This is a genomic window from Psychrobacter immobilis (genome assembly GCF_904846185.1).
Lineage (GTDB): Bacteria > Pseudomonadota > Gammaproteobacteria > Pseudomonadales > Moraxellaceae > Psychrobacter > Psychrobacter immobilis_B.
On the sequence record NZ_CAJGZQ010000015.1, the window covers coordinates 1 to 25,208 of the forward strand.

The following is a 25,208-nucleotide window of genomic DNA, read 5'->3' on the forward strand; positions in this document are numbered from 1 at the left end:
AACTTCTTTGCCAAGATTAAGCAGTATCGTGCGATTGCCACTCGCTATGACAAGTTAGCCTGTCATTTCTTAAGTGCGGTTCATCTAGTTTCTTGTGTCGTTTGGCTTAATTGATGACACGCCCTAGATAAAAGCATGCGATTGATAAAGCCTTTCAAGCTATGAAATATAAAGCTTGAAAGGCTTTTTTGTGTTTTGAAGATGGAAAATTATTCTCATACCTTTAATAAGTTTGGACATCCTAAAAGCATGAATTGATTGGGTTAATAAGCGATGCCGGATATTTTGTGTTTTGACGGTATGCTTTATGAAAATACATTGTCAGTTATGCGATAAGACATCAAAAACCCCCGTAGTATAAGGCTTACGGGGTGATATGTTTTGTTATATGGTGCGCCTACAGGGACTCGAACCCCGATCGATCGCTTAGGAGGCAACTGCTCTATCCTGTTGAGCTATAGGCGCATTTTGGAATAACATTGTAGGAAAAATCGCTCATAAAAGCAATCAACAAAATATAAAGATTTTATCATTACTTGCCATTACTCAAGGCATCAGCGACATTCACAGTGTTGGCATTTGCTGCTTCTTGTGCACGTGATGTTGGATTAAACAAGTCATTTACACTGTTTTTATAACCTTCGATATTATAATAATCGTACTTTTCTAATATATCTTGTCCGGTACTCGAAAGTAAAAAATTACGGAAGTTAATAGCAGCAGTATTCTCTGTCAAAATAACCCCTTCAAGCGCTTGCTTGCCTCTCAGTGCATAGCTGAAAGAATTTAGGGTACGTGCCTCTGCATTGTCAGTTTCAATGGCACGAGTCTCAGCAGTATCTACTTTTTTATCATCAGTATTGCTGATATTTTCTTTGTCTTGGTTTATTTTATCTTGAGCCGCTTTTAGCTCTGCTTGTAACGGTGTGAGGCGGTCTGCAGATAGGCTGTCGTTAGCGACGATCATGTCTATATCAGCGCCAAATTCAGAGTGTTTATTATAGTTAGGATTGGCGTTTGATAATGTTAAGAGGTCGCTGGCGGGTACATAACTTGGCACAACCTGCACATGAGGATAACGAGATTCGAAGCTAACGATGATATCGTCCAAGGGTGCTTGTAAATCCTCTTCTGCCTTTATATACAGCGTACTGTCGGTGAGGGTATTTACCTCGTCTTGAGTGGAGGCTGACGGCTCATTTGCATTTGCCATGATCGGTAGGGGATCTATATTTTTACGGTTACTGCTCCATAACCACGTAAAGATTGCAATAAAGATTATCAGCAGCAGTAAAATTAGCCCAGCCAGTAGCAGCTTGTAGTCTCTCATATGTTACTGCTCTTCTCTTAATGGGTTTGTGTCAAGTTTACATAAAATGCGATGTATAACGTATTATTTTTAAAGCTGTTGGTGTAACACTTCATCTGCTAAGTCCGCAAGCATATCTGCAAAAACATCGGTTTCTGAATCAGGTAAAAGTTTTTTCTCGCTATTATTCTTATGACCAATTGTACTATTTTGATTGGATAGCACAGGTTGATCGTTTGAGGGGGAGGTAACATCATTGTCAATGGCTTTTATTTGGTGTGCAGCCAATGGCGATTCGCCCATCGTAAGCTTGTCTTTAAGCCATTCAAAACCATGGGCTTCCCACCATGCTTCAAAGCGTGGCAGCGTGCTCCCACGCACTGCGACAGGCAGATTCAATGTTCGCAGTTTTTGTGCAAGTATGGGGTCATTAATGGCTTGATGGATGCTCAAATAAAGCGAGCGACTATCATCAGTATAGGGCTGTCTGTTTTGCCACGATCTGTCGTCAATTTTCATACGTGGCAATTGCCACAATTCACCGCGATAGTATACAACATATAGACGTCGTTTAGGATGAACGAAAATGGCATCAATGGGACGCAAGGGCATAGTATTAAGTTATTCCGTTAAAAAAGGGTTATGGACATAAAAATTACAGCAGTTAATCTGACAGCAGCACTGACTTCTCTATTCATAAATATGAGACTTATCAATGCGACACTATCTGTCGTAAGATATTATAATAGTGGCACATATACTAGTAAACGATAGCTATCGATGGCACACTAATCAGCAGCCTATTTTATGATTGTTATAAATAATCACTGATGATGCAATGATAGTTAATCGTTGTTGTCATTTGCATCGTGTTTATGACAGCCATGCTAGCAGAAATACATTGTAGTAACGACCGCGAAACATAGATTGGTGAGTATTCTTCGTGGTATTCCTTAGCAGCCACCAATATGTATTAGAAAGCTAACGCAAATGTTATTCCATTTCAGGCACTCATGACCGTCTACATCACACTATCACTCATATATAACTTCAATCAGACTATCTTCTATGTTTACCATTATTCAATCGCACCGCACCGAAAACCTTGTTGATCAACTGCTTGTGCAATATCAGTCTAAGGATCAGCCTGTTTTTGAGCCTTTTATTGTCATTGTGCCCTCAATGGTATTGGGCGATTGGTTGGACAAAACCATTGCCAGTCGTGCTGGGATTAGTACCTTGGTACGTACTAAGTTTTGGGGTCAGTATCAGTGGACGCTCATGCAGGATGTGTTAACCCGCCATAACGCGTATTTGTTAGAGAATGACTCCGAAGCGGCAACCTTAAATGTGCCAGAAGTGGCGGTGTTGTCACCAACGGTCATGCAGTGGCGATTGTTTGGCTATTTGACCTACTATCAAGAGGCGATTGTTGCAGATGAAAAACATCCGGTTCATCCATTGCTGGCGTCTTTGATTGATGAGCCGCAGGCAGATACTTATCAAGATAATGTGCGACAGGATATTATAAAAGACAAGACGCAACAAGACGCCCGTATTTGGCAGCTGGCAAGCGATTTGGCAAGAGTGTTTAACCGATACTTAACACACCGTGAGGATTGGCTAGATTTATGGTCGTACAACAAACCGCTAAATGTGAATGAGTTGATAGCGGAGAAAGATGCATTGTCACTGCGTTTTGATAAGTATGTACGCGGCACGCCTGAGTGGCTGGTTGAGCATTATATTGAGTTAGAGGCTGCGCAACGATTTTTATGGTCGCATTTGTTTGCTGATGTTCATCTACACCGTGTGGCACTTGAAGATGTCTTCTGGTCGGCTTTGAAAGATAATAAGGCGAATGAGCGTGCTCAGTTGCCCAAAGTACTGCGCATTTTTACCATTCAGCAGTTGCCACAGACCGAGCTAGATTTTTTGCAGCGTTTATCGAAGTACATGAATATCACGTTATTGCATTACAACCCATCGAAGCTGTTTTGGGCAGATATTGTTGATAAATCATGGTTACAGCGCCAACAGATTATTAACCCTGAGAGTGTGTTCTTGCGTGATTATGGTCATAGCTTGCTGTCACGTTTGGGTAAGCAATCGCGTGATGCGTTTGCCATGCTTGCTAACTTGTCGGGTAATGAGCAGTACGATGATGCACTGGTTGAATGGCAAGATAATTTTGATGATACGCTGAGCATTGGTTCTAATCATGAGGTTGCTGCTGAGTATATTGATAATGCTAGTAGCGTTCAAAACAGCCAAAACAATCCAAGTCTGTTAAAGCGTTTGCAGAACGATGTGCTGATGCTTGATGAGCAATCGACCCAACAAGCGACGGCTGCTAAAGTCTCGCAAGCGGTAAGTAAGCAGATAGAGCCAAGCTTCAATGAAGAGAAGCAAGGAGCGGCCTGGTATGAAGATGAAGCGTTAGAGAATAAACGCTTTGAGAAAGACCGTTTTTGGGCAATCTCTTCTCAAGATAATAGCCTAAGCATTCATTCGTGTCATAGTTTGCAGCGCCAGCTTGAAGTGTTGCGTATTATGATTGGTCGCTGGTTAAATGAACCTATCAAACTTGGTGAAAAGAAACGTCATATATCTGACATTGTTGTGCTGCTACCCGATGTCGAGCGTCATCATGCGCTGATTGGTTCTATCTTTGTTAATGGTAAAGGTCAAGATGGTTTGACCTTGCCCGCTAAAGTGACAGGTGTTGTTGATGCGGACATTCGCCAGTTATGGGAAGCTATTATTGGTTTTTATAAGCTATTGGGTAGCCATAGCGCCCGTTTTGAAGCGGCTGAAGTCTTAGACTGGTTGATGTTGCCGCCCTTGTTTGAAAGCTTTGGACTGACTCATGAGCAAATGAGCCGTGGCTGTGATTTATTGGTAGAGGCAGGCTTTATTCGCGGTTTTGATGAGCTGCATCTTAAGCAAACTTTGGATAGTAATGACTATGACTATCGCTTTAGTTTTGCGCAAGCGTTAGACAGATTGACCCTAGGTCTGGTCATGCCAGAAGCTGAGTTGAGTGATTGCTTATATGCTCTAAATGAAGATGTATGGCCAAGCACTGCCTTACCAGAAATGACTTTACCGCTACCACAAGTCAGCTTAAATGATGCGTTGATTGTTGAAGCGCTTTGCCGCATTTATACCGGTTTGGTCGCACGACGGGATGACCATATACAAAAAATGAAAGCGGAAGACTGGCTCGATCAGATTGAGAGACAAGTGATTCATCGCTACTTTGGCGATGTGGACCAAACGCGTACCATGCGCGCCATTTACAATGCGATGAATGGCTTTAAATCAAGTTTGCGAGCCAATCGTCACTATAGGCAGTACTCGAGTGGTGATGTCGACAACAGAGAAGTGGAGCAAAGGCTGGCAGGTGTGGAGCAGTTGCCACTAAAGTTGAGCTTTATGCTAGACAGTATTGAAAACGAGCTTGAAAGTCAGCAAGTCAGTGCTGAGCCTACTGGTGTTATTACCTTTGGTAAGTTTGGTGCTTTAAGGAACGTGCCTTTTGAGTTGGTGGTCATGCTCAACATGGATCTCTCAGAGTTCCCTGGGCGTGATCGTGACAACCGCTATGATTTGATGAAAGCGACCAATGCTCGCCGCGGTGACAGAGTCAGTGAGGACGATGACAACGGTGCATTTTTAGATGCCCTGCTGTGCGCGCGCAGTGCATGCTGGATGTTCTACAACGGTCAAAGCTTGACGGACACTCATGAGCATCTGCCAGCCAATCCAGTGAGTGAGCTATTACAGTTTTTGCAAGGCGAAGTGCAATGGCAGGTGAACTCGCTTGAGACATTACCTAAGGATGTTGACCCAACCACCGAAAGTCTCAAGCGCTATTTGCCTAAATTGATTAAGCAGTGGTTGGTGACTGAGCATCCTGCTCTGCCTTTTCATGAGAGTCTGTTTGAAACAGAAATTGAAGGTACGAATGTTTCTGAGCAAGCGTCTTCTGATATTGATGACAATGCTAATGCCAACATTAATATCAATGCTCAGGATTCCAGCCCTTTTGAGATGATTGATGAGCTGGACATTCTCTTAAGTAAAGCCATGCGCAAAACCAAATTGGCGCAAAAAAAGCAATTTCCGCCTGCGCCGCTTTGGCAAGCGGTGTTTGATACACTAAAGGGCAGAGTGTCTAGTGAGCAGGTACAGTTGGTTGGCTTGCCCACAAAGACACAGTACGAAGCAATCGCTAAGATGCTTGGTCAAGGCTTGGGTCAGCTCGGTCAAGTAAACACTCAAACCTTGTCTGCATTGGTTGAACTATTGGCATTAGAGGCTGTTGTTGATACTAGCAATATCAGTGATATGACTCAGGTGCTCTCCCAAGCTGTATCTGATAGCGTATTTAATATTGGGGAGATAGATGTTGAAGGTGCATTGGCTTACCAAGTGCGCCATCCTGCCAAAGCGTTCTTACGGGCTCAAAAGGTGCATGTGGTACAAGGTGAAGAAGCACTGTCGCATCAAGAGCCATTATTTCTAAACAGTTTGACTACCTATCAAATTAAAGATCATTTGATTAAACAGTTGGTCACTGATGAGACTAAGGCGAATGGCATTAATACAGCGACCCAAAGCACTACTCCGATTCTGATGTATCAAAAAATTATGCCAGCTGGTGTCGCTCGCCAAACCACGCTACCCAATCAACAACAAAAACTGCAACAGCAATGTTTGGAATTTAAAGAGCAGTTAATAGCTAATGATTTTGGCGAAAATATTGTACCCCATGAAGATGGGATAGAGGGTACGACAGGGGCTGATTTGCAGCTACTAACTCCAACCGCCGAGTACCCTGTTCAGATAGAGCTAAAAAATATACTGAATAACACTGATAACGGGTCAAACAGCCAGACAGATATTAAAGAGATAGAAGCACTGCTTAAGCTGTTGCCGAAAATCATTAAGATCAAAGGCTCAGTACCTATATTAGCACCCATATCAATTATTCAGGCGGGCATGCCTTATGCTCAGCAATCACCCAAGCAGTGGTTAAACATATTGCCCAATTCTGCCAGTCCTAGGCATTTACTCAAATTTTGGTTATCACATTTGTATTGGCAAGTGGCCAGACGTACCACTGCTGAGCAAGTGGCACTCAATGATGGGGTGAGTATTTGGCGCTTTAATAAGCCTAGCTCGCAAATCAAAAAATATGACAAAGTAATTGCATTTAAACTAAGCCCCATTGTCTATGAAGACGCTGTGATTGAACTGATAAAATGGGCGATTTTTTCCAAGCTATCTGGACAAGTGCCTATTACATTACTCCCAGAATATGCACTCAATTACCTTGATCAGTGTTCAAAATCTGAAGATAGTGAAGGCGGCAGTTATTGGCCAAAACGAGCAGACTTTTCAGATTGGCTACGGTCTGGCTATCATACAGACACAGTATATGATACTTGCTCTCAGCATGCCATTTGGCAGTACGTATTACGTGATCAAGATGCATTTAAGGCTTTGTCAGGGGCGTTGACCACCTTGGCGCGACCATTGTACAAGCCGATGTTTAATGCGTTAATTGACTTAGATGGCTAGCTAGTCATTTAGAATAATCGATTTCTGCTCTCCTGATCTAATAAATAATAATTAAAAGTATGCGCCCATATGACAGACTTGACTGATCCAACCCATATCATTGAACTTTCTGCACAGCCACATTTATTCGATGAGCACTCAGATGCGCCTCACTCAGATCCTATGAGTGAGCGTCAGGCTGATGTGATACCAGCAGTTGATGTTGACCTAACGGGCAAGCACCTGATTGAAGCGTCTGCTGGTACTGGTAAAACTTGGACGCTGACAGGCATTGTATTGCGCCTGCTAATTGAAGCACGACGTGCGCCAGAGCAAATTATTGCTACTACCTTTACGCGAGCCGCTGCCGCTGAGATGCGTCAGCGTATTCATGATCGTTTGGTGGATTTTTATCAATTATTGCAGTGGGTCAATAGCTTAAGTGCTGATATTCGTAATAAGGAGGCTTTGTATCCCAATATATTGCAGGTGATGCCTGAAAGCGATAAGGATAAACAAGAGGGCAAACAATCAAGTACGGATTTAAATACTGAGATAGGCGCTGATGAGTTAAACCAAGACCTTGCTACTGATAAGCAAGCTGCTGCCACAAAGCGTGCGCAAGCAAAAAAAGACCGTGAAGATTGGTTGGTAGCACAGGCTAAATATGTGCGCTTGGATGGCATCATGCAAGATCCCATTAACCTGCATCTCGTCGGTTATTTGCTGGATCACGTGTACAGCTATCCAATGACGGAAGCTATCAGGCGTACCGCACTGGTTTTAACCACGTTGGATAAACTGTTTGTGGGTACGCTCGATAGCTTGGCGCAAAAATGGCTGAAGGAGTACAGTAGCGAGACGGGTCATCAGCAAGGTATGGCTATTATCGAAGACAGCAGTATCGAGCAGGTGACTGATAGTATTATTCATGATGAGCTGCGTCAGTTTCAAAGCCGCTTGCATCATGAGCAGCCTAAACTGTATGCGCTTATGGATCAGCAAGGTAAGCTGACTGCCGTGAGTGATCATAAAAAATATGTGACTCGCTCGCTTAACTTTATTTCAGCACCGATTGATGAGATTGTAGTAAATGACTTTTCGTTTGAGGGCTATGAGCGGCTTATAAATACTATCATTGAGCGCAGCGATGAGCTTGATATCTTTTTTAAACCTGACGGCGAGTACTATGACGTTCCAAAAGGACAGCTACAAAATAACAGAGACTCTTGGCCGAAAATCATTCAAGCATTAAAAGATTTTGGTCCAGCCGCTTACAAATTTATATCAGACGAAAAAACTTATACAGGAAAGTTAATACAAGCTTTTCAGAAAACTGATGACGTAGGTAAGCAATTCTATAAACCAAAAGATGGTGAAAGAGTTAATCTGATATTTAATGAGTTGCAGGTCGTTCGTGACTTTAAACGCTATATTAAAGAAAGTAAAAAGCTAGACGAATACATAATGACTGTTTTAGCCAATCTTAACCGTCATATCGTGCTTGCGGTACGTGACAGGCTACCCATTATTTTGGAAGAGCGAGGTGAGACGACCTTTAGCCTGCAAATGGTACGTTTAAACCAAGCATTAACGGGTCGTCAAGGAGAGAAGCTGGCACGTTATATCCGTCACCACTATCCTGTGGCGTTGATTGATGAATCACAAGATATCAATGGCGCGCAAGCCATTATGATTGAAAGTATCTATTTGCCAAAGAAAAAGGGCAAGGCTGCTGATAATGATAAACAGTCAGCTACTAAAAAAGCCAGCCATGAATTTTTATTATTGGTTGGCGATCCCAAGCAGGCTATTTATGGGTTTCGTGGTGGCGATGTGGCCAACTATAACTACATGAAAGCTCAATTTGATAAAAGCACGCTTTGGACGCTTGATATTAACCGCCGCTCAAATGCTGGTGTGATTAATGCCCTAAACTGTTGGTTCGGCATGGCTGATGTAACCACTGGCGAGAACAAATTAGCTCAATTAGGCGCAGGTATTTATTACCAGCATATCAAAGCGGCAAAACCAGAAAATCGGCTGTCTTGGTTTAATGAACCAGACGCTCACAGCACTACTTTAGTGACTGAGGTGCTCTCTGCCCAGCCAGTGAGCGTATTACACTTACCATATGATAAAGACAAAGAGCTTGAGTACGATGAGCATGAAATCACGGCGCGTCATATTGCGACTTTGCTTAGTAGTGGTCAGACTTTAAAAAGCAAGCCTATTCAGCCTAGTGATATCGGTGTGCTGGCACGTACCAAAAAAGATCTAAAACGGGTTGAGGATGAGTTGGTTAAGCTTAATGTACCGACTTTAACCACCAGTGATGTCAGTATCTTTGAAACCATCATGGCAGAAGATGTGGCGGCGCTGCTGAGTGCCATGCTATATCCGTATCGTCATGACATGATTAATCGGGTGTTGACAAGTCATCTGTATGGACTGAGTATTAAAAACATCAAAGCCATGATGACGGATCATGAGTCAGGAGTTACTGATAGCAGCAGTACCACAAGCGCCCATTCACACAACTCTAATTCGAAGGATACCTCAGTTAATGAGGCTACTGATAATAAAAAAAGTTATCAAGATTTTATTACTTATCTAAAAGAAGGCGCACAGCGTTGGCAGCACTTTGGTATTTTGTCAGCATTGCATTACTTGTTAGATAAAAATCCCATACAGCCGCAAGGCGTTTGGCAAGCGCTAGCGGCTCATCCAGAAGGCGATCGCCATATCATGGACTTGCGTCATGTGATGGATGTTTTGGCGCAATATGGCTTAGGTATGGGCGAGCATGAGCTACTGGCTTGGTTTAGACAAAATATAGATGCAGCGCCCAATAGTGATTGGGCTAAGCAATATCCGCTACCGACAGAGTCTGGCGTACAGCTGATGACCATTCATAAGTCCAAAGGACTTGAGTTTCCCATTGTCTATGTACTGGGAATGGGTGATGCCAGTAGGAAGTCAGGCAATAAAGAAGACTATGGATTGTACTTGTACAATGCCGAACAAGCGCCTTCAGCGCTAGTGCGGCAGTCGATAGATAGTGAATCAACGGGAAACCAGCGCCGCTTCTCACCGATACAAGGCTCAGCGACTACAGAGGACTATTACACCAATATCGAAACTCAAGAAGACTTTGATGAGCTGCGACGGCTTGGTTATGTGGCTTTTACTCGCGCCAGTGAGCAGCTTTATGTTGTGCTGCGAGATCCTAACAATAAGACAGGGTTTGAGTTAAAGCCGGTGTTTTATTGGTTTGAATCGCCAGAAGCAAAGTTTGAACTACCAGATAGACTTAAAGGTACGATAGGCATGCTCAGAGGGCATAAGGTTAATGAGTTCTATGACAATAACTACGTAAGCAATGCTGCTAAATCAGCAGGCGTAAATGACAATGTTCAGCTAGCCGAAACCGAGTTAGATGCTCATAAGCCTGCCACAGAGACTATTGAATACGCGCCTTTTGCAGAGGTGATGAAAACCAATTATTTTTATGGCTGGGCTAAGACCAGCTTTACCGCTTTGGCACGTCAGCTCGATGAATCTACACAAGCGATGTCGATAGCGGATGAGCGTATGGATGATGCTATAGACATTGATATGGCAGACACTTCAGTGTCGGTTGAGCCTTTACTTAGTAGTAACGCGTTTCTTAAAGAAGTCGATGGGTTAAATCTCAAATCAGAAGATGATATCCGCTTTACCTTTGTTAAAGGTGCTAATGCGGGTACGTTTTTGCATGAGATATTTGAAAAAATTGATTTCAGCAATAAAGCGCAGTGGTCTCAGGTTATCGATAGAGCTATCAACAGCTATCAACTGCCTCTAGTTTATAGTAGCGCTGAGCAGCAAAGCCGTCGATCACAAGCGAAGAAGCAAGAGCAAGGCGATGACGGTTCATTTAATACTGGTTCACTTGATCTTGCTTCAATAGATGCTACCAAGCATGAGGCACTAATCAATTGGATTGAAGAGGTGCTACATGCGCCGCTATTGGCCTCCAATCAACCATTAAACTCTCTTAATGCAGGTCAGCGGTTTTCTGAGTTAGAGTTCAATATGGGGTTGTCAGAGAAATTTAAAGTACAGGATATCACTAAACTCTTCCAACAATATCTCCCTAATGAGATGGACAAACACGTCACTCTTATTCCGCAAAACAAAGCGCATTTGTATCGTTATTTACGCGGCGAAATTGACTTAGTGTACGAACATGCTGGTAAGTATTACGTTGTCGATTATAAAAGCAACTTTCTAGGAAATAGCCTAAGCGATTATAATGAAAATACACTTAAGCAAGCAATGTCCAAGGCAGGGTACTGGCTACAAGCAGCGATTTATCAAGTAGCTTTACATCGATTCCTTTCAATGAGAATACATGATTATGCAGGCAATGAAGATAAGTATTTAGGCGCTGTGGAGTATGTTTTTTTACGAGGTGTGTATGATCCCAATTCTCAAGCAGCTGATGATCTATCACCAGATGTTAAAGAGGCTGATAATAGCCACTCAATGCACAACGACCGCTATGGACTAGTCACGTGGGATATTCCAATCGATTTTATTAAAGGTTTGGATGCGTTGTTTGGCATGCCCGATTAGTAGGCTAGAAGTAATGATTAAATGCTAAAAAACATGATATCGATTAACTATTTCAACATAGAGACAAGCATACTATGAGTAATAATAAAAAAGAGAGCAAGGCAGTAATTGGGCTACAACAAAGCTGGGCTAGTAACATCAGTGATTATATATTGCTACGCCGCGAGCAAACGTATTTAGCGTATAAGGCAACGGATGCAAAAGCTAATACTAATAGCAAGCAAGTCGATAAAACAGAAGAAAGTAATTTATTCACCGCTCTATTCGTTATGTTAGCGACTCATTTGGAAGAGGGGCATACCGTATTAACCATTGAGTCCTCTGAGCATGAAGAAGCATTGCAAGGTCAAATCAATGATGAGGCAGTTACGCTATATGCTTGGCAGCAACAGTTATTAGAGATGCTAGCAATGCCAATCTTTGCGCTGATAGATACCAAACTAAATACGCAATCAGAAGATGACTCTATAACTGAAAGGTCGCTATTCGTATTGCTAGACACGCTATTTGATAAGAGAGATCAGCTGTGGATGCAATTGGTGCTTAGCAACCACGAAAAAGAGGTACTAACCAAGCGTTTTGACATGATTGCTACGCTATATCACTTATTGAAAAATACGGACTTAAGTTTTTTTATACGCCTAGTTAACGAACACGATTTGTTTGCTGAAGTTAATAGTAGCATTAATAATAAAGATAAAGTAAATAGCCTAAGCAAAAATAAGCCTATCATATATAAAATTCAAGAAAATCAGACTAATAATGAAACAGAGCTAGCACTAACTTTTTGGCTACATCGTTCTTGGCAAGCAGAATTTAACTTAGCACAGCACATTAATACTATTTTGCATCAACAGATAACCCCTCTAAATATATCAATACCAAAAAATTTAAACGATCAGCAGATAGCAGCTATTAATGTGGCTAATAATAATGCATTTAGCATCATTACTGGTGGTCCAGGTACAGGTAAAACCTATACCGTGGCTCAGTTAGTCATTGCGCTGCAACAAGCGACAGAGAGTGGGGGGTACGGGGCTGAAAATATTAGATTCAGTACGGACAGTGCCAGTCTTGCATTGGCAGCACCGACTGGTAAGGCTGCCCAGCGCATGCAAGAATCTTTACAAGCTGCTCTCGATACAGCAGATATTGATCTACAGTTACAAGAAGCTAAAACCATCCATCGCTTGTTAGGTATTGGTCGGACGGGCAGACCGCGCTACGATACTAACAATCCACTTGGCGAAGATATCATCATCGTTGATGAGGCGTCGATGCTCGGGGTCGAGTTGGCTAATTATCTCGTAAGTGCAGTAAAACCAGGTGCAAGGCTGATACTATTGGGCGATGCGAACCAGCTAGCAGCGGTAGATGCAGGAGCAGTGTTGGCTGACTTGTGCCGTATTCCACTGTTACAACCCATTCATGCAGAGTTAACCGAAAGCCGCAGATTTAGCGCAGAATCAGGTATTGGCAAACTTGCCTACCAAATTAATCAGGCAGAGATAGATACGCAAGCCATCTGGCAGCTGTTAAGGCAGGATGAAGCCTTGAGTTTTCATTATGTAAATACGCTGCAAACAAATGAGCTTAAAGATAATAAGACAAGAAATAGCCTAAGTAATAAAAAAATTATTCTAAAGATATCATTAAAATATATTAAGTATATAAATAAAATAAAAGAACTCCTAAAAAATCCAATAGAAAAATCCATGCCAGAATCAGTAAAAAATACGATTACATCACTAATGGAAACATTTAATGAGTTTAGAATTCTAAGTGCTGGCCATAATGGCGAGTGGGGCGATCATTATATTAATAATTATCTCACGCAGTGGCATCTTGCTGAGCTAAAGCTACCACTGGGCCAAAACACATGGTTTCATGGCCGTCCTGTCATGGTTCTACAAAACAACTATGAATTAGGATTGTTTAATGGTGATATCGGTTTCTGCTTGCAGACTAGCGATGATAGAAGCCGACTAGAAGTGTTTTTTGAAAATAAAACACAAGGGATTGCCGTTAATTTACTAAATGAAGAAGTCATCGCCACCGCATATGCAATGACCATTCATAAGTCACAAGGGTCTGAGTTTGATCATGTGGCTATTACTTTTGATAATAGTCATGCTAGATTGCTAAGCAAAGAGCTTATTTATACGGCGGTGACCCGTGCTAAGAAACAGGTAACCATATATAGTACAAAATCTGCTTTTGAAAAGGCTGTTCAAACACCTACTGAGCGCCATACAGGTTTGGCATTACAGTTTTCTAAGCATTAATAGATAAATGCTCAGAAATATAAAAAGAGGACTAGAGTTGTATACCTTTGATACTGTGCTAGAGCATATTAATGAAATTATTTATAAGCCCAACCAATTGATTATTGCTTCAACTCAAGAAGAACAACAAAATCTAGAATATGCTGCTGGTACATTTGAATTAATGAACAGACGGGCTGTCAAAACAGTTAGATTCAGAGTAGCTAAACAAACACCTACCAAAGTAGGGCAGTTCGTTACCTTTTGGGAAAAAGATTCCAAAGGTATTAATCAACCTTTTCAATATGATTCGTCACCAGACTTATTGGTAGTCACGACATTTAAAGATAAGCATACATTTGGGCAGTTTGTTTTTCCAAAAAATGTCTTGCTTAGACATAATATTCTTCAGTCTCATTTTACAAAAGGTAAGATGGGTATCAGGGTGTATCCTAGCTGGGATAATCCAACCAGTAATACTGCTAAGAAGACACAGAATTGGCAACTCGATTATTTCTTCGTGGTGACTGGTACAAACATACTGCCTACAGAAAAAATACGGGCATTGTATGAGTAGCAAAATTAACAGTAAGTGCAAAATCCAAGCAATAAAAAAGCATCCAAATTGGATGCTTTTTTTGAACTCAAATGTAGAACTTAAACTTTGTCTTCTTTGATGGCATAGATGCCAGGCAGATGACGCAAATAACCATGGAAATCCATACCACAGCCATAGACATAACGATCTGCAACATTGATACCGACAAAATCAACATCAAAATCTTCAACTTTACGATCATGCTCTTTATTAAGCAACACACAACATTCAAGTGATAAAGGTTTTTCTTTGCTTAATTCTTCGACAACTGTTTTTAGCGTGATACCTTCATCAAAAATATCGTCAATCAGCAATACATGCTCACCTTCGATACTAACATCAGGTTTGAATTTCCAATCTAGCTCATTGGTGCCTGCATTATCACGATAGCGCGATGCATGAATATAATGCATGCGATGATAGAATGTCAAATGAGTCAATAGTTGACCAGCTGGAATAAGTCCACCATTCATAACAACCATAACGATTGGGTTTAAACCAGCATAATGTAGGTTGAGCTGGGCGGCAAGGCGCTCATAAGCAGCGGCTACTTCGATGCTACTGATAAGGCACTCTGAGTTGCGTAATGTTTTTTCAATTTCTTGGTTGCTGATTTGGGTCATCGGGTGCGCCTTCGGTAAAAAGTGCCGCTTATTTTAGCAAATTTTAGTGAATTTGCCCAATACCATCTGTCTTTTGAGACAAAATTAATCAAATACTGGCATTTATTCCGGCTTTTCTACGATGAAAGGGCGGTAATAGTTTGCTAAACGATTTAAAGAGCGATCCGGTAGGTCGGGTAGCAACTTATTTAAGGCCATACTCATGCCTTTATCAATGGCGGCTTTGGCAACTGGGACAGCTTTGCGTTTAATCATGCCAAGTTTCAGCGTTTCAGCATAGCGGCTGATAAAGTGAGTCAATGTCTCTTCATTCATGGTTTCAAGCGCTGTTTTAAATGCTTTCATATCTACTTGCTCAGGTGTGATAGCAGCAAAGCCTTTTTCAATGGTTTGCGCATCTGCATCAGATAATTTGAAACCCACTCGTTTTACACCTTCATTATCAATAAACGTCGCCCGATCTCTCAAGAAGTGAAAGCTTGGCATTACTTCTTCGTTATTCTCTTTACCGAGTAAGATGTTAAGCAGCGTATCTGTCGCTTTTTCAACTGTGCCAACAATTTTTCGCATGGAGGCTTGACGTTCAGGGTTTGGAATAATATCTACCAATCCAATCAACAAATTGTCGATTAGATCACGTGCTGTTTGATGCGTCAGGGCATCACGATATGGGTAGTATTCGACCTCCTCATTTGAGGCAATCACTTGCTCAGCGTCAATGATTAATGCTTTCAATTTATCTGAAGGTACAAACCCAAAATAATGCGCCATGGTGCTTCCTTTATTTGTTGTTTTTCATGTTTAACCAGCGTTACATTTGTCGTTAAATCAGTTAGTATCTAAATGGGTTGCAGTCAAAGACTCACCATATGCTGACTAGTGACATGTGCTAACGATAGAATGCAAAGCCTTATTAATGGATGATGATACCACAGTACTTCTATAAACAGCCTTTGGACAGGTGCGCTAAGTCACTAGTCGCCGACTAATTTAACATATTTTTTATATTCTAAATTAAAAAGCTTGAACTTATAAGGCTACCTATTACTTGTCTAAGGAGAGATAAGATGAATAGTGCAATCGTGCTAGTGTTTGCTGTTGCCGCGATGCTTTGCGGTTATCTGTTTTACTCAAAATTTATCGCTACTAAAATCTTGGCATTGGATAACAGTATCCCCACGCCAGCGCATACTATGAAAGATGGGGTGGATTATATTCCCACCAATAAATACGTGCTATGGGGACATCATTTTACTTCAGTCGCAGGAGCAGCGCCGATTATTGGTCCTGCCATTGCCGTTATTTGGGGCTGGGTGCCTGCTATCATTTGGGTAGTATTGGGCACGATTTTTATGGCAGGTGTCCACGATATGTCAGCCATTTGGGCTAGTATGCGCAATCGAGGTCAATCGATTGGCTCGATTGCCGGTACCGTCATGGGTACACGTGTACGTAGCTTGATGATGATCGTTATCTTCTTATTATTACTCATGGTAAATGCGGTATTTGGTGTCGCTATTGCTAATATGATGATAAAAACCCCATCCGCTGTGCTGCCAGTTTGGGGTGCTTTGATAGTCGCCTTTATCATCGGTCAGTGTATTTATCGCTACAAGATGCATCTGGTTTGGGTATCAATCATTGGGGTCACGGCTTTATATGGGCTTATCTATCTTGGTCCTATGTTCCCTGTCGTATTACCTGAGACATTCTTAGGCTTACCTGACAATGCCGTTTGGATTATTATCTTGTTTGCTTATGCGGCAATCGCTTCTTTATTACCAGTTTGGATGCTCTTGCAGCCGCGCGATTACATCAATGGCTTACAGTTATTTGTCGGTCTAATTTTGTTATATGCCGCCATCTTTATTGCGACGCCGAATATTGTCGCGCCAGCGATAAACACGGCATTGCCAATCGGTACACCATCTATGGTGCCTTTATTGTTTGTCACCATTGCTTGTGGTGCAATTTCAGGCTTTCATGGTTTGGTGGCAACGGGTACGACGTCTAAGCAGATTGATAAAGAAGAGGATGTGCGATTCGTTGGTTACTTCGGTGCCATGGGTGAGGGGATGCTGGCACTTGGTGCGATACTCGCGGCAACAGCAGGCTTTGCAACCCTTGGCGACTGGCAAGCCGTTTATCAAAAATTTGGCGATGGCTCTATTGGTGCCTTTATTGATGGCGGTGCAACCATACTGAATGCAGGCGTCGGCATTGATATGGTTTTATCACAGACGATGCTGACGGTAATGGCAGCATTGTTCGCTGGCACCACGATGGATACTGGAGTACGTTTGCAACGCTATATTTTCCAAGAGTTTGGTGAAATTTATAAACTACCTGTTCTAAATAAAAGTGTGGTGGCAACATTGCTTGCCGTTGGTAGCTGTTTGTTGTTAGCTTTTGGTGCTGGTGGCATCGATGGTGCTGGCGGTATGATTATTTGGCCGTTATTTGGCACGACGAATCAGCTAATGGCTGCACTAACCTTGATGATTGTTACCGTTATATTGTTACGTAAAGGCAGACCTGTGTGGTATACCTTGGGGCCATTGTCATTCTTACTGGTCATGACGGTTTTTGCGTTATTGATTCAGCTAAAAACCTTTTTCAATGACGGTAACTGGTTACTTATTATTATGGATATCATTATCTTGATAGCCACAATCTTAGTAACGTTTGAGAGTTTATCAGTACTCCGTAAAGAATGGTCGATACACAGAGGCAAAAGTAATCTCTAAACCCTCTTAAATAATTAATGAAATGTCAGATAAAACGCTAGCAGCAATTGCTGGCGTTTTTTGTCTCATATAGGCATGATAGTTAATAAGCATCCGAAAAAGAAGAGTGATTATGGAAAACACGGATATGACAAAGCCTATAAAAAATATTGAGCCATGGTGGCAAAGATTTGCGGCAGGGTTAAACGAGTTTTATCATGCGCCTTATCGTCAGACAATGGCACGCGCCGCGCGTGATGAAGAAGATTTTTTCATGCTACTCATGTTTGCGGAAAGCTTAGGTATCGACAATCCGGCAAGCTTTTATACGCTAGAGTTGCAGCCTTTGTTTTTAGAAAACTTCCATGAATGGCATACCAGAATGGGTATGGATAGATGCCCTTTTGACCACGTAGGTTGCTGCTAGTTTCCTTTGAATTCATTAAAATGAGATACAAGTATGGCATTACACCCTTTACCCGCATTGGTAGAGCAACTGGCAAAGCAGCCGATTATATTTATCGGTGGCAAGGGCGGTGTCGGTAAAACCACCACTGCCGCCGCACTTGCCAGCTATTATGCCAACCAAGGCAAAAAGACACTGATTGTCTCGACCGATCCAGCACACAGCTTGGGCGATGTGTTAAACGTCCCGCTCAAAAACCAAAAAACAGTAGTAACTTCTTGTCTAGATGCTATTGAACTAAACCCTGATATCATCGTCGATGAGCATTTTTCCCAAGTTGAACGCACCATTACTTCCTATGCAAACCCAGACATGATGCCAAAAATTCGCGAACATCTACGGCTATCAAAATCAGCACCTGGCGCACAAGAAGCCGCGATGCTCGAATCCATGTGTCAGCACTTGGTTGCAGCAGCAGATGCCGGCTATGAGCATATTATTTTTGATACCGCACCGACGGGACATACACTGCGTTTATTAGTGCTGCCTGAAATGATGGGGGCATGGACGGATGGATTGCTAGCGCAGCAGCGGCGGCAGGCAAAACTTCGCTCAGTGGCAAATCATTTAGGCAGTCATGAACAAAAAAACCAGCAAAAAAATGACAATGATTTAGCCAATCCGTTTGCTGAAAAGAAGAATGATCGCTGGGAGCAGGCAGTATCCGTACTAGAGAAACGCAAGCAGCTGTTTCGTCAGGCAGGGTTGCTACTGCATGACCGTACACAAACCGCCATTGTATTAGTGATGACGGCTGATGTACTGCCACTGGCTGAAACCAAGCGGGCGATAGAGCACTTAGAAGACAGTAAGCTCATGCCAGCCGCCATCGTTATCAATCAGTTGATAGCACCGACCCAGTCTGATACGTTTTGGCGTCATCGAGCTGAGCGCCAGCAACAATTAATGCAAGATATTGAGCAAAGCTTTCCCAAGTATCCGCTATACCCAATATATCTGCAACAAACGGACGTACGCGGTACTTTTGCCTTAAGTGCATTAGTAAGCCCAGCATCATAAAGCCCGTCAGTAAGAAATTTTATCTCAAACATGTTTATGCACTATGGCTGACCTTGATACGACGACAGCTTACTTGCCAGCGACCATGCCATATCTGCGCGTAATAATTGAGCTTGTTCAGATTTACCACTACTGAGTGATGACCACTGCGGTTTACCACGAGCTTTTTTTAGCTCACTGGGCAATTTATGTGTCGGCCATGGTGTGACAGTGGCGCTTTCGTCATCTAACGACTGTTCAATACTGGATTTCTCACCTTTATACAGCAATTGCGTGGCATCAGTTGCAGCATGACCACGATGGCGCAATGCTGTCAATAAATCTATGGCTCGAGTGGCCAGCAAGGTTAGGGTAGCAGGGTCGATATACAAACGTTTTACCCCAGTGATTCTATCGGCAATACTACTGGTATTAGATAACAGCCCACCTGCGATACCACCAATGGCAGCACCCAACCCCAAGGTTGTACCAAGAGCGGCCGCATCAATCCCTAAGCCTAATAGTGCACCAGCTGCTGCTCCAGAAGTGGTGCGTATGCCATAGCTTTTTAGCAGTTCAGGGTCAAACGGATCTTGTTGATAAGCTTTTAGCTCAAGTGGCGTTGCTGCTACGTCATTGTCATAAAACTTATATAAATTGAGCAAGTTGTTCTGCATCGCACGTTCGCTTTGGCGAACAGCTTCTTGCATTTGCTGTAATACTGGCATTGGGTCGTCATCTTCACTAATCTCACGAACAAAAGCAGCAACATTGATTAAAAAATCAGCAATGATAATATTGGCCTCGTCATTTAGCTGTGCCCAGTCTTCAGTACGACGTGCCATCAACTGCTCAAGCATCTCTGAGTGAGTGAGCATAGTCGCAAGATTTTGCCATAGACGCATCTCATCGTTAAATTCAAAGGCAACAGAATCAAAGCGCGTTGAGATATGTAAATTACGTCTTGCCAGCATGGTCTGCCACTCATCTATATTGGCATCTTGAGCGTCAGTGAAATTAAATACTGGCATCACAGGAATCGCTGCCCAAGATAAAATAGCTAACTCGTCTTTATATTTACCGAGTACTGGCTCACGTGCATCGACGACATAAATGGCCATATCACTTGCCAGCAGCTGCCGAATCACTTTGGCCTCTTGGCTATAGTCCTCATTGCTATTTAGCGCATCACCACCTTGGGCAATGTCTGCTGCCAAAAACTGTTGCAAACGCTCAATGCCATCACGCCGACTGGCAGTATTGTCCTCCAACCAATCCATCAATCCTGACGCATCTTCTAAACCCGGTGTGTCATACAATACCACCAACACTTCGCCCATTTGGCTGTCTGTTAATTTGGCTTGCTCTACATGACGGGTAGTTGCGGCTTCGTTTTTGACTTCACCAAAATAGACGTCACGCAATAGTGTACGTAGTATGGATGTCTTGCCCGTATTGGTATGACCAACGACGGCCAATTTTAGCGGTTCACCACTGGCGATGGTTTTCCTTGTCATACTTGTCGTTGTTGTTAATGGTTCAGTTGATAAAGGTTGATTGTCTTGAGTTTCCACTGACTCAGTTACAGCTGATTTTAAAGTGCTGTTTGCGGTGTTAGGGTTAGGGGTTGCCTCATAAGCCTTATCTGCAAAGAGACCAGCAGGCTTATTGTGTTCATAATTCTCTTTTTTATTATCATTATTCATAATATCGTCTTATATTTATTAATGACCAAACATACAGTGGCTTTTATTGTAGAACAAATTATGCGCTATTTCGGTATTAATACTAACCATTTGTCTTAAGTAACTGATAATCCCATTTTGGCTAGTCAATCAATTATTCACTAGACCAATTTTCCGAGCGGCAAGGGCGGTTTGCCACTGCTGATAACGAACATCTTGATTGTCTGCAACCTGCTTGGTTAACTCTAAAGCGCTTGAATCACTCAGCAACTGCACAATGAGCCCATCTTTTGCATGGCGGGCGATTTGATCAAGTTTGCGTAGCGTACCACGGTCAGGTAAGGCCTTGCTATGAATACCTAATAGTACTTGAACGGGATGATTGTCTAAATACGTCTTCAGACGTGCCATATCGTCACGATCATCAACGATACCGAAATTCTCTATCTCGCTATTATTAATATTGGCATCCAGACCTGCAAGCCACCAGTTATCTTGCTCTGATGGATACTCAAGCAAAGCAACCAGCTTCTTGCCAGCGCTGACAGCTGCTTTTGGCGCAATAGACGCAGGCACTTCTTTAAAGTCATCAGCATCTACCACCTGACGTTGCCAAAAGTTTAAAATCTTTTGATAATAAGGCTGCTTGATGTCCAACCGCATCTTTTTACGACGGAACATCAATGCGCAAAACGCCCAAGCAATCGCTCTTGGTACAATACCGTACATCAGCAAACTACCAACCAATAAGCCTGCCCATTGCCGCGCAACAGTCAATGGCATCGCATCAGTCACCAAGCGACTCTGTACAATAGCGTTGCTATTTGGCACATCAAACCCAACCATACTTGGTAACCAGCCAAGTACCTGTGTCAAAGTAATTAGCGCTTGATCGGATAGTAAAGTCGACTCCCAGCTAAAGCTATACTGACGCACAATCAACAGGAAGATAATCGCCAGCAGCATGCCCGTCAACGTTGCCAGCCATAACTGATGACTAAAGCGCCCCAAATACCAGCGCATCCCGCTATGCTGTAATTGGCGTTCGTACAAACCGACTGCCGCCTTGGTAACATCATCCTTGCCACGTATCAGATAATTGGGACTGACAAAATTGGCAAACCAATTCGAAGACGGCTTGCCTTGATTAATCATGCTCATCACCAGCCAGCCTAACAGCATAATAGTATGAAAACCCAGCAAGCAAACCAAGACATAAAAGAAATTCACCACATTGGTCTGTAGTAAGGTGAATAATCCCAAAAATCCCGAGAGACACCACACCACGCTCATGACCACCATGATGCCTTTGATACGCCCGTCAATTTTGCCCAATACTCGTGCCAGCACACCATTACTATCGATGCGTGAGGCTCGGCGGTGCAATTTTTGAATGGGTTTGCCATCCTCACCTTGTAGTTTTTCCGTGATAAGTAGCGGGTCAGTGGCAAAGACATGTTGCTGCGTCTCAAGCGTGCGTACCAACTCAGTCAATTGATCTTGGGGTGATAGCATAATGCGATAACATCCATATAAAGGCGTTTATGTAGGAGATAATTCTTGATTATTGTAGCGTATATATGAGGACACGCCTTCGCCAAATGTTAAAAAATGAACATTTATTAAGCATTTTTATCATGGTAAAGACAATAAAAATCAGCCAAAATGAATAATGAACAAAATGATAATGACAATAGTGTAAAAAAACAGAGGGTGAAAAAACGCTGTTAAAGAGAATCCAAAAAAGGAATCATCATGAATAACAGAACGTATCTAATCGTTGGCGGTACAGGCGGCATTGGTAGAGCGATGATTGAACACTTATTAAATGGTACTGCCAGTGGCAATGAGGATGAGAATGCGAATACCGATAATTGTGGAAAACAGGGTATTCATGTTTTTGCAACTTATCATCACAATGTACCTGATTTTGAGGCTGACAATCTGCATTGGATATCCATGAACCTCTGCGACGAACAGAGTATCCAACAAGCAGCCGAGGTTATTCAGCAGCAAACCACTCATATTGATTGGATTATCAATTGTGCAGGGTTATTACATACGGCGACGCAGCAGCCAGAAAAAGCGCTGCGTCAGGTTGAGACTGATTTCTTTTTACAAAACATGCAAGTGAATGCCTTAGCCAGCTTACTCATTGCCAAGCATTTTAGACCACTATTAGCCAAATCTGCGCGTAGTAATGATAAGCCCGCAATCTTTGCGACGATATCTGCACGCGTTGGTAGTATCAGTGACAACCAACTGGGCGGCTGGTATAGCTATCGTATGAGTAAAGCGGCACTCAATATGGGTATGAAAAACCTGAGTATTGAATGGAGTCGCTCGCTCAAAGACGTGTGCGTGGTTGTCATGCAGCCAGGAACGGTAAATACGCAACTATCCGCCCCTTTTCAAGGTAATGTGGCCGAAGGTCAGTTGTTCTCGCCAGCCTATAGTGTGGAATGCTTATTAGAAGTGCTTAACCGTATGACAGCGTTGCAATCAGGAAGCTTTGTTGACTGGGCAGGGGAATCCATACCTTGGTAGTTTTTAGAAGCTAGCTATTAATGGATAAAAAAAGGCGTGTCGTTGTCATTATATTAAAGACAATAACACGCGCTATGTTATTGATAAGATAAAGGTAATTTTCAAATAGGCAAATGCTTAATTCGCCATAAACAAGTCCATAAACTCATGTACAGGTGTGTGCTCTAAGCGGGTTTGATCGCTACAAAGCGCAAAAATATCCTGACAGCGACTGTCGATAAAACGCGTTGCTAAACTGGCACGAAACTTGGCTTCTAATACAGGAATACCTTCTTTGCGGCGGCGCTTATGTCCGATAGGGTATTCGACAACAACCTTGTCGGTACTGCTACCGTCTTTAAAAAATATCTGAATGGCATTGGCAATCGAGCGCTTGCTTGGGTCATGGTAATCTTTTGAATAACCCGCATCTTCTTCTACGATCATTTTGCGGCGTAGACCATCGATCAAAACATGGTGCTGCGCATGATAATCGTCTTCATAATTTTCTGCCATTAAATCTCCAGTTAGCAAAGGCACCGCGACCATATATTGCAAGCAGTGATCTCGATCAGCAGGGTTGGCCAATGTGCCTTCTTTAGAGATAATTCTAATCGCGGATTCATGAGTGGTCAGGACAATTTTTTCAATATCGTCGATTCTGTCATCAATGCGTGGATGTAAAATAACAGCAGCCTCACAAGCAGTCTGCGCATGAAACTCGGCAGGAAAGCTTAACTTAAATAAAATGTTTTCCATCACGTAACTGCCAAACTCACGCTGGAAAGTAAAATGACGCTCGTTTGCAGGTTTAAGGGCTAAGTCTTTGTTGGTATGGCTAAACAATACATCATAAAAACCCCATTGCGGTGCGGAGAGTGCCCCAGGGATACCCATTTCACCGCGACGGGTAATATCAACCAAGCGTACCGCACGACTGGTAGCGTCGCCTGCCGCCCAAGATTTACGGCTACCGGCATTGGGTGCATGACGATAGGTACGCAACGCCTGACCATCGACGATCGCCTGCGAGATGGCAGCCATGATACGCTCACGTGGCAATTTATAGAGCTTGGCGACCACAGCAGTAGAGGCCAATTTAACTAAAAACACATGATCAAGACCCACACGGTTGAATGAGTTTTCCAGTGCAAGTACCCCCTGAATCTCATGCGCCATAATCATAGCCTCAAGCACCTCACGCATGGTTAATGGCGGATGATTGCGACTGACACTTTGTTGGCTGATATAATCGGCGACTGCTAGGATACCGCCTAAATTGTCCGAAGGGTGTCCCCATTCAGCAGCCAGCCACGTGTCATTATAATCGAGCCAGCGCACCATACAGCCGATATCAAAGGCGGCTTTGATAGGGTCAAGGCGGTAAGAGGTGCCAGGCACACGCGCGCCATTAGGGGTAAGCTGATCGGCACAATCAGGACCCAGATGCTTAGTACATTCAGGGAAACGTAGCGCAAGCAGGCCGCAACCAAGCGTATCCATCAAGCAATGACGCGCAGTATTCCAAGCATCTGCGCTATTGGGGGAGTCGTTATCTATCGAATAATTAAGTACATAATCAGCAATCTTTTGAATCTCAATGTCATATTCTGGACGGACATTGCTTTCTACCGTTGCATCATTTTTATTTGAATTTGTTGTATCTAAATTATCATTTGACATGGTTGTCTCCTCTTCCTTGAGTGTGCTACTTCCTTGACCCATTATCTCGGTCATTTTTTTAAATTAGCCATCATTTAAAAGTAGCATACTCAATATGAAACAACCAAACTGAATTATGTTAAAAATTAAAACCTTGTGGCG

15 protein-coding genes, 1 tRNA gene and 1 pseudogene are annotated in these 25,208 nt (G+C 42.7%); 9 read left to right on the forward strand and 8 right to left on the reverse strand.

Annotation, left to right across the window (positions count from 1 at the left end):
• Positions 1–114, forward strand: a pseudogene (locus tag JMW94_RS09235) (IS5/IS1182 family transposase); the annotation flags it as partial.
• Positions 115–389: 275 nt separating this feature from the next.
• Here the strand turns inward: JMW94_RS09235 and JMW94_RS09240 are convergent.
• From JMW94_RS09240 to JMW94_RS09250, 3 genes are all read right to left on the reverse strand, one after another.
• Positions 390–465 (reverse strand) — tRNA-Arg (locus tag JMW94_RS09240).
• A gap of 67 nt (positions 466–532) precedes the next feature.
• Positions 533–1,330 (reverse strand): hypothetical protein, encoded by a 798-nt coding sequence (locus JMW94_RS09245; protein WP_201581310.1) that lies wholly within the window; start codon positions 1,328–1,330, stop codon positions 533–535.
• Between the two features lie 69 nt (positions 1,331–1,399).
• A complete protein-coding gene (locus JMW94_RS09250) occupies positions 1,400–1,921 on the reverse strand; it encodes a hypothetical protein (RefSeq protein ID WP_201581311.1) in 522 nt (173 codons plus the stop codon).
• A 456-nt stretch (positions 1,922–2,377) separates the two neighbouring features.
• Here JMW94_RS09250 and JMW94_RS09255 point away from each other — a divergent pair, with 456 nt between their 5' ends.
• From JMW94_RS09255 to JMW94_RS09270, 4 genes are all read left to right on the forward strand, one after another.
• Positions 2,378–6,898 (forward strand): exodeoxyribonuclease V subunit gamma, encoded by a 4,521-nt coding sequence (locus tag JMW94_RS09255; protein WP_201581312.1) that lies wholly within the window; start codon positions 2,378–2,380, stop codon positions 6,896–6,898.
• Between the two features lie 69 nt (positions 6,899–6,967).
• The gene (locus JMW94_RS09260) at positions 6,968–11,497 is read left to right on the forward strand and encodes a UvrD-helicase domain-containing protein (protein WP_201581313.1); all 4,530 of its coding nucleotides are present in this window, start codon (positions 6,968–6,970) and stop codon (positions 11,495–11,497) included.
• Between the two features lie 74 nt (positions 11,498–11,571).
• Entirely contained in the window at positions 11,572–13,782 is a 2,211-nt protein-coding gene (gene recD, locus JMW94_RS09265) for an exodeoxyribonuclease V subunit alpha (protein WP_201604147.1), read from the forward strand.
• Positions 13,783–13,819: 37 nt separating this feature from the next.
• Positions 13,820–14,338 carry a MepB family protein gene (locus JMW94_RS09270; protein ID WP_083475789.1) on the forward strand — a complete coding sequence of 173 codons (519 nt, stop codon included), beginning with the start codon at positions 13,820–13,822 and terminating at the stop codon, positions 14,336–14,338.
• Positions 14,339–14,418: 80 nt separating this feature from the next.
• Here the strand turns inward: JMW94_RS09270 and JMW94_RS09275 are convergent, their stop codons facing one another.
• Both JMW94_RS09275 and JMW94_RS09280 read right to left on the reverse strand, forming a co-directional pair.
• On the reverse strand, positions 14,419–14,982 hold the full coding sequence (locus JMW94_RS09275; RefSeq protein WP_045447249.1) for a hypoxanthine-guanine phosphoribosyltransferase: 564 nt from the start codon (positions 14,980–14,982) through the stop codon (positions 14,419–14,421).
• 102 nt (positions 14,983–15,084) lie between these two features.
• A complete protein-coding gene (locus tag JMW94_RS09280) occupies positions 15,085–15,753 on the reverse strand; it encodes a hypothetical protein (protein WP_055125814.1) in 669 nt (222 codons plus the stop codon).
• A 296-nt stretch (positions 15,754–16,049) separates the two neighbouring features.
• Here JMW94_RS09280 and JMW94_RS09285 point away from each other — a divergent pair, with 296 nt between their 5' ends.
• The 3 genes from JMW94_RS09285 to JMW94_RS09295 all read left to right on the forward strand — a co-directional run bounded on the left by JMW94_RS09285 (position 16,050) and on the right by JMW94_RS09295 (position 19,194).
• On the forward strand, positions 16,050–17,729 hold the full coding sequence (locus JMW94_RS09285; protein ID WP_201604149.1) for a carbon starvation protein A: 1,680 nt from the start codon (positions 16,050–16,052) through the stop codon (positions 17,727–17,729).
• Between the two features lie 112 nt (positions 17,730–17,841).
• Positions 17,842–18,135 carry a cory-CC-star protein gene (locus tag JMW94_RS09290; RefSeq protein ID WP_193007426.1) on the forward strand — a complete coding sequence of 98 codons (294 nt, stop codon included), beginning with the start codon at positions 17,842–17,844 and terminating at the stop codon, positions 18,133–18,135.
• Between the two features lie 33 nt (positions 18,136–18,168).
• A complete protein-coding gene (locus tag JMW94_RS09295; protein ID WP_201604151.1) occupies positions 18,169–19,194 on the forward strand; it encodes an ArsA family ATPase in 1,026 nt (341 codons plus the stop codon).
• 41 nt (positions 19,195–19,235) lie between these two features.
• Here JMW94_RS09295 and JMW94_RS09300 read toward each other — a convergent pair whose 3' ends face one another.
• Positions 19,236–20,879 (reverse strand): DUF3482 domain-containing protein, encoded by a 1,644-nt coding sequence (locus JMW94_RS09300; protein ID WP_201604153.1) that lies wholly within the window; start codon positions 20,877–20,879, stop codon positions 19,236–19,238.
• A 129-nt stretch (positions 20,880–21,008) separates the two neighbouring features.
• Complete coding sequence (locus JMW94_RS09305; protein ID WP_087815396.1) at positions 21,009–22,373, reverse strand: DUF2868 domain-containing protein; 1,365 nt, start codon at positions 22,371–22,373, stop codon at positions 21,009–21,011.
• Between the two features lie 240 nt (positions 22,374–22,613).
• Here JMW94_RS09305 and JMW94_RS09310 point away from each other — a divergent pair, with 240 nt between their 5' ends.
• Entirely contained in the window at positions 22,614–23,405 is a 792-nt protein-coding gene (locus JMW94_RS09310) for an SDR family oxidoreductase (protein WP_087815398.1), read from the forward strand.
• 117 nt (positions 23,406–23,522) lie between these two features.
• Here the strand turns inward: JMW94_RS09310 and JMW94_RS09315 are convergent, their stop codons facing one another.
• Entirely contained in the window at positions 23,523–25,067 is a 1,545-nt protein-coding gene (locus JMW94_RS09315) for a bifunctional 2-methylcitrate dehydratase/aconitate hydratase (protein ID WP_201581319.1), read from the reverse strand.
• Positions 25,068–25,208: the final 141 nt, after the last annotated feature.